Below are 13,325 nucleotides of genomic sequence, written 5' to 3'. Positions count from 1 at the left end.
AACCGAAAATGACCAACAAGCGCAAGACACTCCTCATCGGCTCGGTGCTCGCCGTCGCCGTGCTGGCCGCCACCCTCGGGCCCTGGCTGTTCGGCAGTGATCATCGGCAACGTACCAATGACGCCTACGTGACCGCCGACTACACCGTGGTCGCGCCGAAGGTAGCCGGCTTCGTCAAGGAGGTGCTGGTGGAAGACAACCAGCAGGTGAAGGCCGGCCAGTTGCTGGCAACCATCGATGCGCGCGACTACCAGGCCGCCCTCGACGCCGCCCAGGCCCAGTTGCTGGTGGCCAAGGCCCAGAGCCTGGATGCCCGCGCCACCCTCGAGCGCCAGGCCGCGCTGATCGCCCAGGCCGAGGCCGCGGTGAAGGCGGCCCAGGCCGAGGCGGCCTTCGCCGACCATGAAGTGACCCGCTACGGCCGCCTGGCCGAGCAGGGCGCCGGCACCGTGCAGAACGCCCAGCAGGCGCGCAGCCGGGTCGACCAGGCCCGCGCGCGCCTGGCCAACACCCAGGCGGCGCTGGTGGCCACGCGCAAGCAGGTGGACATTCTCCAGGCCCAGGTGGCCAGTGCCGACGGGCAGCTCAAGCGGGCCGAGGCGGGGCTGGAAAAGGCACAGCTCGACCTGTCCTACACCCGCATCACCGCACCGGTGGACGGCATGGTCGGCGAGCGCGCCTTGCGCGTCGGTGCCTACGTCAATCCGGGGGCGCGCCTGTTGTCGGTGGTGCCGCTGGCCCATGCCTACATCGTCGGCAACTTCCAGGAAACCCAGCTGACCCATGTGCAGCCGGGCCAGCCGGTGAGCATCACGGTCGATACCTTCTCCGGCGAGAAACTCCAGGGCCATGTCGAGAGCATCGCCCCGGCCACCGGCGTGACCTTCGCCGCGGTGAAACCGGACAACGCCACCGGCAACTTCACCAAGGTGGTGCAGCGCATTCCGGTGAAGATTGTCTTCGCTGACGGTCAGCCGCTGCTCGAACGCCTGCGCGTGGGCATGTCGGTGGAGGCGACCATCGACACCCAGGGTGACAGGCTGGCGGGCAAAGAGGTGACTGTGCGATGAGATCGGTCACACGTTTGAGCCCCCTGTTGCTGGCCGTGCTGCTGGCCGGCTGCACCCTCGGGCCGGACTTCCAGCGCCCGGACAGCGAGGCGCCGAAGGACTGGGCCGCGCTGCAAGGCGAGGCGGCGGCCAGCCAACCGTCGAGCGAACCTCTGGAGTTGCGCTGGTGGGACAGTTTTCACGACCCACGGCTGAGCGCGCTGATCCAGAAAGTCACCGAGCGCAACCTCGACCTGCGCATGGCCAGCGCGCGCCTGCTGCAGAGCCGTGCCCTGCGCAGCACCGTGGCCGCCGACGAGGCGCCGTCGGTGGATGTGAACGCCGGCTACAGCCGTGCGCGCAACAGCGCCGAAGGGTTGAACGACCCATCCGGCAAGGCCGGCAAGTCAGCGTACAACCTGTGGCAGGGCGACCTGGTGGCTGGCTGGGAGCTGGACCTGTGGGGGCGCGTGCGCCGTCAGGTCGAGGCCGCCGACGCCACGGTCGAGGTCGCCGAGAACGACCGTCGTGGCGTGCTGCTGGCGTTGCTCTCGGAGACGGCAGGCAACTACATCCAGCTGCGTGCCGTGCAGCACACGCTGGACGTGACACAGGACAACCTCAACGTTGCCCGACACAGCTTGAAACTGTCCGAGGACCGTCAGGCCGAAGGTGTTGCCACGCGTTTGGATGTGGCCCAGGCCAGCGCCCAGGTGGCCTCGATCGAGGCGCGCCTGCCGACGCTCGAAGCCCGCCGCGATGACCTGATCAACGCGTTGAGCCTGCTGGCCGCCGAACCGCCACGCAGCTTGCAGGGCGAGTTGTTGCAGACCGGTGAGTTGCCTGCGCCTCGGCAGCGGTTCGCCATTGGCGTGCCATCGGAACTGGCCGAACGCCGGCCGGATATCCGCCAGGCCGAAGCGCGGTTGCATGCGGCCACCGCCAGCATCGGCGTGGCCAAGGCTGATTTCTACCCGAGCATCCGGCTGTCCGGCAGCGTCGGTTTCCAGGCCATGCAACTGTCCGATTTCGGTGCCTGGGACTCGCGAAGGTTTGCCTTCGGGCCGCAGTTTTCGCTGCCGATCTTCGAAGGGGGGCGGCTCAAGGGTACGTTGGAGTTGCGCGAGGCGCAGCAGCAGGAGGCAGCGCTGAACTACCGCAAGGTGGTGCTCGGTGCCTGGCATGAGATCGATGATGTGCTGCGGCTGTACAACGCCAGCCAGCTGCGTCGCGATCACCTGGCCGAGGCGGTGCGGCAGAACCGTATTGCGCTGGAGACCGCGCAGCGTCAGTACGTGGAAGGGGCGGTGGACTTTCTCAATGTGCTGACGGTGCAGTCGGCGCTGCTGGCCAGCGAGGAGCAGTGGATCGACAGTTCGGCGGCGGTGTCGCAGGCGCTGGTGGGGCTTTACAAGGCGCTGGGTGGCGGCTGGCAGGCGTTCGACCAGGTTTGAGCGGGGCCGCTCAACCCTGATACGACCTCTGTAGGAGCGGCTTTAGCCGCGATCACCTGCGAAACGGGTGCCAGGCACCGCGTTGCCTGCATCGCGGCTGAAGCCGCTCCTACAGATCGTTCGCCGTCCTGTTCACAGCGGCCGCAATAACCCGAAACGCTTGCGCAACACCCAATCCAGCAAGCGCTGCGGCAACAGCCGGGCCATCAACGGCAAGGCCGTGCTGCCATTGCCCAACCGCACCAAAGCAGGCGTCGGCGACTTGCGCGTCGCCGCCAGCAACCCCTGGGCAAACGCTGCCGCTGGCGTCGGCCGATCCTGCGACGCCCGAGCCCGCGCCTGCACCTGCTCACGCAAAGGCCACCACGGCGAGTCGGCCGCCAGCACCTGCTCGGCCTGCTGCTGCGCATTGCTGGCGAATTGCGAGGCGATCGCGCCCGGCTGCACTTCCATCACCCGGACGCCAAACGGCGACAGCTCCAGGCGCAGGGCGTCGCTCAGCCCGTGCACGGCCGCTTTCGAAGCGCAGTAGGCGCCGGCGAACGGTGTCACCAGCACACCGGAGACACTGCCGATGTTCACCACCAGCCCACGGGCGCGGCGCAGCAGCGGGAACAGCGCGCGGGTTACGCCGACCAAGGCAAAGACGTTGGTCTCGAACTGTTGGCGCATGGCTTCGACACCACCGTCCAACAGCGGGCCCATGGCGCCGTAGCCGGCATTGTTGATCAGGATGTCGAGGTGTTGCAGTTCCTCGGCCAGGCAGGCGAGGGCGGTGGCGTCGTTCACATCCAGTTGCCGGGCATTGAACCCGGCGGCGGCCAGTTGTTCGACATCCTGTGCTTTGCGGGCGGTGGCCCAGACTTCATGGCCGGCATCGCGGAAGGCGTCGGCCAGGGCGCGGCCGATGCCGCTGGAACAACCGGTGATCAATACGGTGGGCATGTGAGAGGCCTGTGATCGATAAAAAGAATGGGGCGCTTGTGCCGGCCTCTTCGCGGGTAAACCCGCTCCCACAGGGTTGTGGTGATGCCTGTAGGGGTGGGGTTACCCGCGAACAAGCCGGATCAGGCAACGAATCAATTGGCGAATGTACCTTGCAGGTGCTCGGCACGGAACTCCAGGTTCTGCGGCCGATACCCTGAACGCAGCGGTGGCAGCGGCAAGCAGTCGCGCCACTCGCCGCCCGGCTGCAGGTCGCCCGGCCCGCGATAACGCGGAGCGCTGTAGGCGTTCTCGGCGAGGTTCACGGTGTCGCCCGGCGCGTAGGCGCCGACGCGCCAGCGCAGTTCGGTGAGCGGGGCCTGGTTGCCGTTCTTCATGTGCACTTGCAGGGCGCGGTCGGCGGGGCACTGGTCGGGGGCGTAGCTGAGGCGGATGTCCAGGCGCGCCAGTTGCGAGGCTTCGCGGGTGTCCTGCCAGGCCACCCCGAGGGCCACCAGGCCCAGGCCGCATACGGCCGCTAGCGAGATGGGCAGGGCTTTGGAGGGGTAGCGCAACAGCAGGACCAGCCAGGTGAGGACGAGCAGGGCGCCGATGATCATGGTGAGGCAGGCCTTGATGGCAGTGATTTGCTCATCCTAGCGGGAAATGGGGGATGTCTCAAAAGCAGGAGGGCTTTGCCCTCCTTTCACGGCACAAGGCCGCTCCTACAAAGGTGCCGCAATACCCTGTAGGAGCGACCTTGTGCCGCGATGGACCGCAAGGCGGTCCCGATGCCTCACTGCGCGATGGTTTTCACCGAAACCCCACGCTCCACCGGCGTCGAAGTGCGTCCGTACACATCCTCGAAGCGCTCGATATCATCCTCGCCCAGGTAGCTCCCGGACTGTACCTCGATGATCTCCAGCGGGATCTTGCCCGGGTTGCGCAGGCGGTGCACCGAGGCGATGGGGATGTAGGTGGACTGGTTCTCGGTGAGCAGGAACACGTTCTCGTCGCAGGTCACCTCCGCCGTGCCGCTCACCACGATCCAGTGCTCGGCGCGGTGGTGGTGCATCTGCAGCGACAGGCTGGCGCCCGGCTTGACGGTGATGTGCTTGACCTGGAAGCGCCCGCCCATGTCCACCGAGTCGTACGAGCCCCACGGGCGGTACACCTCCAGGTGGTTCTGGGTTTCCGTGCGGCCCTGGGCGTCGAGGGTGCTGACCAGTTGCTTGACCCCCTGAACCTTGTCTTTGTGGGCGATCATCATGGCGTCCTTGGTCTCGACCACCACGATGTTCTCCAAACCGATCACCGACACCAGCTTGCCGTTGCCGTGGATCATGCAGTTGCGGCTGTCCTGCACCACTACGTCGCCCTTGGTGACGTTGCCGTTGTCATCTTTTTCGTGCACGTCCCACAGCGACGACCAGCAGCCCACGTCGCTCCAGCCGGCGGACAGCGGCACCACGCAGGCGCGCTGGGTCTTCTCCATCACCGCGTAGTCGATGGAGTTGTCCGGGCAGCAGGCGAAGGTGGCTGCGTCGATGCTCAGCACATCGCCGGCCTCGTCGCTGCGTTCCAGGGCCAGCAGGCAGGTGTCGTAGATGTCCGGGTCGTGCTTCTTCAGCTCTTCGAGGAAGCGGCTGGCGCGGAACAGGAACATGCCGCTGTTCCAGAAGTAGCCACCGGCGTGGACGAACTCGTTGGCACGTTTCTCGTCAGGCTTCTCGACGAATTGCGCGACCCGCGCCACGCCCTCGGGCAGCAGCGCGTCCTGGCTGGAACGGATGTAGCCGTAGCCGGTTTCGGGCTTGGTCGCCGGCACGCCGAACAGCACCATCTCGCCGCGCTCGGCGGCCACGGTGGCCAGGGCCAGGGCGCGTTGCAGGGCCTTCTGGTCTTCGATCACGTGGTCCGCCGGCAGCACCAGCATCAGTTCGTCACGGCCTTCGTTGACCAGTTTCATCGCGGTCATGGCCACCGCCGGCGCGGTGTTGCGGCCGAACGGCTCCATGAGGATCGCCTGGGTTTCCAGCTTCAGCGCGTTCAGCTGTTCCTGGACGATGAACTTGTGGTCCTTGTTGCAGACCACGATGGGGGTGTCCATGCCTTCGAACACCAGGCGCTCGATGGTCTGCTGGAACAGCGTGTGCTCGCCGGTCAGGGCCAGGAACTGCTTGGGGAACTGTTTGCGCGACAGAGGCCACAGACGGGAACCGCTACCACCAGAAAGAATTACCGGGATCATGTCGTTTCTCCAAAAAGGGTCGTGAAAGGCAGGAATCAGTTAGTGGCTACGGGACGGGTGACCCACACCGGCGACAGGCTGCTGCCGGAGCCGGTGACGTACAGCACGGCGGCTTCGCCGCGCGCCAGGGCGACGGGTTTGACGTCGCCGACTTTCTTGTCGCCTTGGTACAGGGCCAGGTTGACCTTGACCGGGTTGATCTCGCGCTCGCCGCGGCCCTTGGCCGCCACGGGGCTGACCACTTCGGTCTTGCCGTCGGCGGTCTTCAGGGTCAGTGGCTGGTCGCTCAGGTTCTGCACGCGCACCAGGGCCTTCTGCTTGTTCTTGAACGGCGGTTCCTCGATCAGTTGCGGGTTGCCGCCGCTGCTGTTGACCAGGGTGTAGTACTTGTCGGCGGCAAGTTGCACCGGGACGCTCTTGCCACCCACCTGGGCGGTGTAGTCGCCACCGGGCAGGAAGCTGAAGTCGCTGCTGGCCTGGGCGCCGACCTGCTTGATCTGAGTGTTGCCCACCGACGCGGCAGCGGGGGCGCCGGAGGCGTTGTACAGGCGCACGAAGGTCGAACCCTTCGGTGCGCTCGGGCCGTAGAGGGCGGCATCGGCGCCGGCGAAGGCCTGCAGCGAGGCCAGGGACAGGCCCGCCGCGAGGGTGAGGGCTTTGGCAATGTGAGTCTTGGTGGTCATGTGCGTGTTCCTCTCTATCTTCAGTGGTCGGTCCGGTTGGACGACAGGGCCAGGTTGGCTTCGGACTTGCTGGCGTTCTTCAGCTGCGCGATCCACTGCGGATCGAAGGCGCCGAGATCGCTCTTCATTGGCAGATAACGTTCGGGGAATTCCCACACCACGACTTGTGGCGGGGTGTGCTTGAAGGCGTCGCTTTGCAGGTACTTGAGCATCGGCAGCAGCGGGCCGTGGCCGTCTTCGGCGTAGTTGGCGACGTCGCTGCGCAGGGCCTGCTGCAGGGCGCCGAGGAAGTTCCAGTGCGGGTTGGCGCTGTAGCTGGTGCCCACCAGCGCCACCGGGATCCGGCTCTCGGCGAACAGGGCGTCGCCGGCTTCGCCTTCGCTCTCTACCGGGTGGGTCTTGCGCTGCTGCAGGTTGTCCGGGCTCGGCAACAGGTTGCTGAACAGCGGGTCGAGCGGCAGGAAGTTGGTCAGGTCGCCTTTGTAAGGCGCCGTGGCGCCGGCTTCGGTGATGAAGGCCTGGGGTTCGCCGCTGAGCAGCTGCTGGCGGTTGACCGCTTCGGCGATGGCCTGCGCCACCACCTCGGCGCCCATCGGCGTCCAGTGGGTGTCGGTGCGCAGGAACACCTGGCCGCGGGCCTTGGCTTGCTCCAGCGGCGCCAGCAGGTCGGGGGCGAACACGTTGGCCTGGCGCGCCTGGGCGTGGAACTGGTTGAACAGCTGGTCGTGCAGGCTGGCCGGGGTTTGCTTGCCGAGGTACTCGGCATACAGGCGCGCCTTGGCTGGCACGATCGCCAGCACCAGCTCGGTGCCCTGGCGCTCCAGAGCGTCGCGGATGCCGCGCACCAGCGCCAGGTTGTCCTGCATCTGTTGTTCGGCACCGGCGGTGGGCTTGAACTCCTCGTCGCTGAACAGCCACTGGTCGCGGCCCAGCACAACGCCGGGGCGGCCTTCGTTGAACAGCTTGTAGTCCAGCGCGGCCCACAGGTTGGTGCCGACGCGCTTGATCGGGAACTGTTCGTCGTAGTGGGTTTCGGCGGCCTTGGCCAGCTTGCCGTCGAGCAGGGTCATCTGCCCGGTGCGGCTGAAGCTGTCCAGCCCGCCGACCGACCAGGCGCCGAGCCCGACCAGCAGGCCCATGAACGACAGTGAATAGGTGATGCGAAGTGTCCGGTTCATGGTCAGGGCCTCAGAACTGGAAGTAGAGGAACGGCGAGTAGCTCTGCGCCGAGAGCTTGAGCACCGAGGCGACGAACAGCAGCAGCACCAGGGCGCGGGTCAAGATCCGCGTCCAGTCCAGGCCCACCGAGCCGTCGGCGTTGACCTGCACCGGCGTGGCGCTCGGGGTCGGCTGGGCATGGCGGTAGAAATCGCGCAGGCCGAAGAACGCCAGGGTCAGGTAGGCGACCACCAGCGTGGCCACTTGCAGGCCGGTGAGGTTGGCGCGGTTGAGCTCCGACAGCTGCCAGTCGCCGAAGCTGAACATGGCGCCGTACATGCGCGCGGCCACGTGCAGGTTCTCGGCGCGGAAGATCACCCAGCCGACCACCACCAGCAGGAAGGTGAAGGCCCACTTCACCGGGTTGAAGCGCTGCGGGTTGGTGTCGATGCCCAGTGCCCGCTCGATGGCCAGCCACATGCCGTGCCAGGCGCCCCAGAGGATGTAGGTGAAGTTGGCGCCGTGCCACAGCCCGCCCAGCAGCATGGTCAGGAACAGGTTGCGGTAGGTGTTGAAGGTGCCTTTGCGGTTGCCACCCAGGGTGATGTACAGGTAGTCGCGCAGCCAGGTCGACAGGCTGATGTGCCAGCGCCGCCAGAACTCGGTGATCGACTGGCTGATGTACGGCTGCTTGAAGTTCTCCATGAAGCGGAAGCCCATCATCAGCCCCAGGCCGATGGCCATGTCGCTGTAGCCAGAGAAGTCGAAGTACAGCTGCGCGGTGTAGGCCAGCGCGCCGAGCCAGGCATCGCCCGTGGTCGGGTTTTGCAGGGCGAAGCAATGGTCGGCCACCACCGCCAGGGTGTCGGCGATGAACACCTTCTTGATGAAACCCTGCATGAAGCGCGTGCAGCCTTCGGAGAACTTGTCGAGGGTGTGGGTGCGGTTGTTGAACTGATCGACCAGGTCCTTGAAGCGCAGCACGGGGCCGGCGATCAAGTGCGGGAAGATCGCCACGAACGCGGCGAAGTCGATCAGGTTGCGGGTGGCCGGGGTGTCGCCGCGGTACACGTCGATGATGTAGCTGATCGACTCGAAGATGTAGAACGAGATGCCGATCGGCAGCAGCACGTGGGTGAGGATGAACGGCTCCAGCCCGAACGAGGTGATGATGGCGTTGAGGCTGTCGACACCAAAGTTGGCGTACTTGAAGTAGCCGAGGATCGACAGGTCGACCGCCACCCCCAGCAGCAGCCAGCGCTGGGCAGGCTTGGTGCGCACGCCGGCGGCGCCGACTTTCAGGCCGATCCAGTAGTTCCACAGGGTGACCCCGGCGAACAGGGCGAGGAAGTCCACCCGCCACCAGGCATAGAAGATGTAGCTGGCCACCAGCAACAGCAGGTTGCGATAGCGTTGCCCGCTCAAGTAGTACAAGCCGAGGAAAACCGGCAGGAACAGGAACAGGAACACATTGGACGAGAAGACCATCCCGGTTCTCCTTGTTGTTCACAGCATCCGGGGCAAAAGCGCCCCCCAAACCCCCCACGAAAATGCAGGGGGCACCTGGCCCCTGTAGGCGCGGATTCATCCGCGATTGCGGTCGTCATGGCAGCCGTTGTGCGCCTGCCGACGCCATCGCGGATGAATCCGCTCCTACAGGGTTTTGATTTACTTCTTCGATTCCGCGCCCGGGTCGTAGACCCGGGTCACATCCCCGCCCAGCCTGAAACTGTCGAACGGCTGCATGTCGTGCTTGCGTTCCAGGGTGTCGCCGACGCAGTGGTACAGCGCGCACCAGGGTTCGAGCCAGGCGTACTTGCTGTCGATCTTCAGGTCGTGCAGGTCCTGTTTCACGCCGGCGTGGGCGGTGAACTGGCTCGGGTCGCGAGCACCGGCCAGCACGCCCTCACCCAGGCGTTGCAGGGCGAAGTTGTTTTCCTTGCGCAGGTCCACGCCATTGGCCTGGGCGAAGCTGGCGATCATCGCCAGCGGCGGCAGGGCGTAGTTGTGGTAGGCCAGGGCGCGCTGGCGGCGCTTGAGTTCGTTGGGCAGGAAGCCCTGCTCGTCGACCTGGTTGGCGCCGACTTTGTATTCCTTGATGGCCCAGTCGAACAGGTCGCGGCGGTCGGTCGCGACAGCGGTGGCCATCACCGACCAGGCCGCCCAGTAACTGTGGTTGTTGATCTTGTCCAGGGGCAGGTCGCTCCAGTCGCGCACGGTCTGCTGGGCCAGGCGGGCGAACCATTTCTCGATCTGCTCGGCCTCGGCCTGGTGCGCGGCCAGCGGCTGCGAGTTGGAGAACTTCAGGCGCAGCCACGAGCCGCTCATGCTGCCCAGCGCCCATTTGCGCATGGACTTGCCGGTGTGGTTGTAGTCGGTGGACATCAGCGCATCGGCGCGCGCCCAGGTACCCAGCCAGGTCAGCGCGCAGTCGAGCTGCGCCGGGCGGCCGTCGCGCATGTACTGGCCGACCATCTTGCTGACGCCCTTCTCCAGGGTGGTGATGTCCTTGGTGGAGGCACGGAAGGCCTTTTCCGAGGCGACGTTGAGCGTCGCCCGGGCCTTGTCCGACCCCTCGTACTTGCTGCGAAAGCGCAACGAACCGGTGTAGGGCCGGGGCGCGGCCTCGCAACGGAAGTCGCCGTCGCTGGTCTTGAGCTTCTCGATGCCCTCGTAGTAACCCTGGGGCGGCACCAGCGCGGCCTGCGCCGCGCCGCCGAACAGGGCAAGGGCGAGCAGGGCGGGTGCGGTCTTGCTGTTGATGATGGTCATGGTCGCCTCACTGGCCGGCATGCGCGGTGTGCTGCGCATTGCCGGCGAAGTTGTTGCGTTTGCACAGTTTCGCTTCGACTTTCTGGGTGCCGCTTTCCGGCCCCTGGACTTCCAGGGCGAGCAGGTTCTGCCCGGCCCAGTCCTCGTCCTCGCGCATCTGGAAGACGAAGCGCCCGTCGGTGTCGGAGGTCTCGGGCTTCTCGATCTTGAGGTCCTCGTGGCGCCCGTTCAGGTACCAGAGGGTGGCCTGCAGCACCTTCACCGAGGTGTCCTCGAAACGGATGTCGAACTGGTGGTTGCGGTTGACCAGGTCCTTGATCACGCCGCCCTTGCCGTTGACCATCAGCTCGTTCTTGCCGGGCTTGAGGGTGGCGCTGGCGCTCATCTGCGCAGGTCGGCCATCGCAGCCGTCGTCGAGCAATGCGAGGATCTGCCGCCAGATGGTTTCCTGGTCGAGGCGGTAGAGCGGGGAGAACTCCCAGATCAGGATCTTCGGCGGGTTGTTCTGGAACTCCTCGCTGCCCAGGTACTGGATCATCGAACCCTCCAGGCCGCCGCCGGGGAAGGCGACGTTGAGCACGTCGGCGCCGATGTACTGCTCCAGGAAACCCGAGAAGTTGTAGTTCTTGCCGCTGTGGCTGGTGCCGACCAGGGTGATCTGCGCGTTGCCCGAGTCGCCGAACAGGTCGTCGCCGCCGCTGGCTCCGCCCTTGGGCTCGGTGGCGAACTGGTCCATGTACTGCACCGCGTAGCTGGTGCCGCACAGCTGGCCGGCAACGTTGTGCAGGGTGCCGGTCTTGCCCATGCGCCCGGACTTCCTGGTCTCGAACTCTTTGCGTGGGATGCCTGCGAACGCCGGCATCTTGTGCACGGTGTCGGCCACGATCTTCGCCGCGCGCTCGGCGCCGTAGGGCGTCCAGTGCTGGTCGCCACGGAAGTAGAAATCCTTGCCCTGGTCGGCCGCGGCCAGCTGTTCGTTGGTCAGCGGCGACAGGTCAGGCACGTTGTAGCCCATCCTGGCGAAGCGCTGGAGCATGGCCTGGTAGTTGCCCAGGGCTTTCTGGTAATCGAAGGCGGCTTTCTCTTCAGGCTTGAGCATGTTGCGGTTCACCAGGCCACGGGTCGGCTGGTACACCACCACCAGCTCGACGCCGCGCTTCTTGAACGCGTCGTGTACCTGCTGCAGGCGCTTGTAGCCGCCCGGGGTGGTGTCGAACTCGGTGCGCAGGTCTTCGCGGGTACGGAACAGCCAGTCGCCCTGGGCTTGCACCAGGGTGGTGAAGTTCTGTTGATAGCGCGTGGTGTAGCGGCGGGCGTCGTGGGCCTCGGGGCACAGTTGGCAGCACGGCTCGGCGGTGAAGGTCGGTGCCTTGGCGTCCTCGGCGCGCACGCCCTGGCTGATGGCCAGGAGGGCGGCGGACAGGCCCAGCAGTTTCATCAGGTGTGGAGTCATGGTCTGGGCTTCCTTAGTCGATCATTTCGGTCTGGCGCTCGACCGGGTCGATCAGCACGGCTTTCTGCTGGCGCACCAGCAGGTCGAGGATTTCGTCCTGGCGTTCGCCGAGCACGCCGTTGAAGCTGATGCCGTTGGCCTTGCGCGGCATCAGCATCGACACCTTGTACAACTCCACCGACAGCGGCGAGTCGATCGACAGCGGGCCGGAGCCGTTGGCCGCCAGCTCGCCACCGACCACGATCAGCGACACCTTGGTGTCGAACGGGTCGAGGGCGATGTCGCGGTCGGTGTCGGAGAGGTCCTTGATGTGCCCGTACACCCCCACCAGGCCGTTGGCCATGGCGACGTTCTCGTACAGGCGGATGTTCACGCTGTTGCGCACGCGGATGCCGTGGCGGCGGTTGTTGATCAGCTTGTTGCCCCAGATCAGGTTGTCGCCGCTCTCGTACAAGGTGATGCCGTCGGTGTGGTTGCGGTAGATCTCGTTGTAGGCGATCAGGTTGTTGACGCTGTTGCGGTCGATCACCACGCCCGAGAGCTTGTTGTCGTAGCTCTTGTTGTTGATGATCCAGCTGTCGTTGACCTCGCGGGAAACGATGATCCCGTGCTTCTTCCTGGTGCCGTGCACGGTGTTGCCGGCGATGATCAGGCGGTGCGAACGGTCGTGGGGGTCGATGCCGTAGACGATGTTGTCGCGGTACAGCGAATCCTTGACCACGAAGTCCTGGGTTTCGTAGCAGTAGAAGCCGTACCACATGTCGCTGAACTCGGAACCGAGGATCCAGCCGGTGGGTTCGGCGCGGCCCATCTGCTTGGCCATGTTCGGCGTGTACTGGGAAATGCTCACACCATAGGACTTGGACTTCGAGTAACCGAAGCTGGCCATCTTGCTGTTGACGATGTAGGTCTCGGTGCCGCCCCAGCTGAGCAGGAACGGACGGAATGCGTCGGGCTTCTGGAAGGTGGCCGGGCCATTGGCTCGCTCACGCCAGCCGGTCACCTGGGTGTCGGTGACGAACAGCTTGCCGTCGTTGACGATGAACGCACCGCCTTCCTCGGACAGGCGCAGTTCCTTGACCTTGCCGTCGATCTCCAGCACGCCCTTGTGCCCGACCACGATCGGCAGGCGGGCGAGGTAGACGCCTGGCGCGGTTTCGCGCAGGTACTGGCCGGGCACCTGCTTGCTGAGTTCGACCAGGTCGACATGCCCGTCGTCGATGAAGATCGCCTGGGGAATGCCGTGCTGGCGGCGCACCCATTCGGCGCCCTTGTTGTCGCCGCCGACGAACTCCTTGAGGGTGTCCTCCTGGAGCATGCGGCGCACGCTGACCTTGCCCTTGTGGGCGCGGTCGATCTTGCGCTGCACGGCCTGGGCGGTGTAGCCGGACAGGTCGGGCAGCTTGGGTGGGTCCATCAGCAGCGGCTCGATCGGCGCGCTGGCGACGGTGTAGGTCTTGGCCTGTTGCAGCCCTTTGGCCATCTCGGGCTCGGCGGCCTGGGCGAGGCCGGCGGCCAGCAGCAGGGCGCTGGCGAGCAGGCTGTGGCGAAGGTTCGGGTGCAGGTTCATGGCTTCCTCTC

11 protein-coding genes are annotated in these 13,325 nt (G+C 65.8%); 2 read left to right on the top strand and 9 right to left on the bottom strand.

Annotated features, from left to right (window positions below; genetic code table 11):
* The first annotated feature begins 8 nt into the window (after positions 1–8).
* Both JYG34_RS21625 and JYG34_RS21620 read left to right on the top strand, forming a co-directional pair.
* Positions 9–1,070: an HlyD family secretion protein gene (locus tag JYG34_RS21625; RefSeq protein ID WP_213658260.1), complete on the top strand. Its 1,062-nt coding sequence runs from the start codon at positions 9–11 to the stop codon at positions 1,068–1,070.
* Complete coding sequence (locus JYG34_RS21620; RefSeq protein ID WP_213658259.1) at positions 1,067–2,503, top strand: efflux transporter outer membrane subunit; 1,437 nt, start codon at positions 1,067–1,069, stop codon at positions 2,501–2,503. Before JYG34_RS21625 ends, JYG34_RS21620 begins: the two co-directional genes overlap by 4 nt.
* Before the next feature lie 132 nt (positions 2,504–2,635).
* Here the strand turns inward: JYG34_RS21620 and JYG34_RS21615 are convergent, their stop codons facing one another.
* The 9 genes from JYG34_RS21615 to algG all read right to left on the bottom strand — a co-directional run bounded on the left by JYG34_RS21615 (position 2,636) and on the right by algG (position 13,314).
* Complete coding sequence (locus JYG34_RS21615; protein WP_213658258.1) at positions 2,636–3,448, bottom strand: SDR family oxidoreductase; 813 nt, start codon at positions 3,446–3,448, stop codon at positions 2,636–2,638.
* Between the two features lie 134 nt (positions 3,449–3,582).
* Positions 3,583–4,047, bottom strand: a complete 465-nt coding sequence (locus JYG34_RS21610) for a hypothetical protein (RefSeq protein ID WP_011535595.1) — start codon at positions 4,045–4,047, stop codon at positions 3,583–3,585.
* A 176-nt stretch (positions 4,048–4,223) separates the two neighbouring features.
* Positions 4,224–5,678: a mannose-1-phosphate guanylyltransferase/mannose-6-phosphate isomerase gene (locus JYG34_RS21605; RefSeq protein WP_213658257.1), complete on the bottom strand. Its 1,455-nt coding sequence runs from the start codon at positions 5,676–5,678 to the stop codon at positions 4,224–4,226.
* A 35-nt stretch (positions 5,679–5,713) separates the two neighbouring features.
* Positions 5,714–6,361, bottom strand: coding sequence for an alginate O-acetyltransferase AlgF (locus tag JYG34_RS21600; RefSeq protein WP_213658256.1), 648 nt, complete (start codon positions 6,359–6,361; stop codon positions 5,714–5,716).
* A gap of 20 nt (positions 6,362–6,381) precedes the next feature.
* Positions 6,382–7,539, bottom strand: coding sequence for an alginate O-acetyltransferase (locus tag JYG34_RS21595; RefSeq protein ID WP_213658255.1), 1,158 nt, complete (start codon positions 7,537–7,539; stop codon positions 6,382–6,384).
* A gap of 10 nt (positions 7,540–7,549) precedes the next feature.
* Positions 7,550–9,007: an MBOAT family O-acyltransferase gene (locus tag JYG34_RS21590; RefSeq protein ID WP_213658254.1), complete on the bottom strand. Its 1,458-nt coding sequence runs from the start codon at positions 9,005–9,007 to the stop codon at positions 7,550–7,552.
* A gap of 180 nt (positions 9,008–9,187) precedes the next feature.
* Positions 9,188–10,291, bottom strand: a complete 1,104-nt coding sequence (locus JYG34_RS21585) for a mannuronate-specific alginate lyase (protein WP_213658253.1) — start codon at positions 10,289–10,291, stop codon at positions 9,188–9,190.
* A 7-nt stretch (positions 10,292–10,298) separates the two neighbouring features.
* A complete protein-coding gene (locus tag JYG34_RS21580; protein WP_213658252.1) occupies positions 10,299–11,744 on the bottom strand; it encodes an alginate O-acetyltransferase in 1,446 nt (481 codons plus the stop codon).
* A gap of 13 nt (positions 11,745–11,757) precedes the next feature.
* On the bottom strand, positions 11,758–13,314 hold the full coding sequence (gene algG / locus JYG34_RS21575; protein ID WP_213658251.1) for a mannuronan 5-epimerase AlgG: 1,557 nt from the start codon (positions 13,312–13,314) through the stop codon (positions 11,758–11,760).
* Positions 13,315–13,325: the final 11 nt, after the last annotated feature.

Source organism: Pseudomonas entomophila, assembly GCF_018417595.1.
In the GTDB taxonomy this organism is placed as follows: domain Bacteria; phylum Pseudomonadota; class Gammaproteobacteria; order Pseudomonadales; family Pseudomonadaceae; genus Aquipseudomonas; species Aquipseudomonas entomophila_C.
The sequence above is the reverse complement of the archived record's forward strand: the minus strand, read 5'-3'. Positions and strand labels throughout refer to the sequence as shown.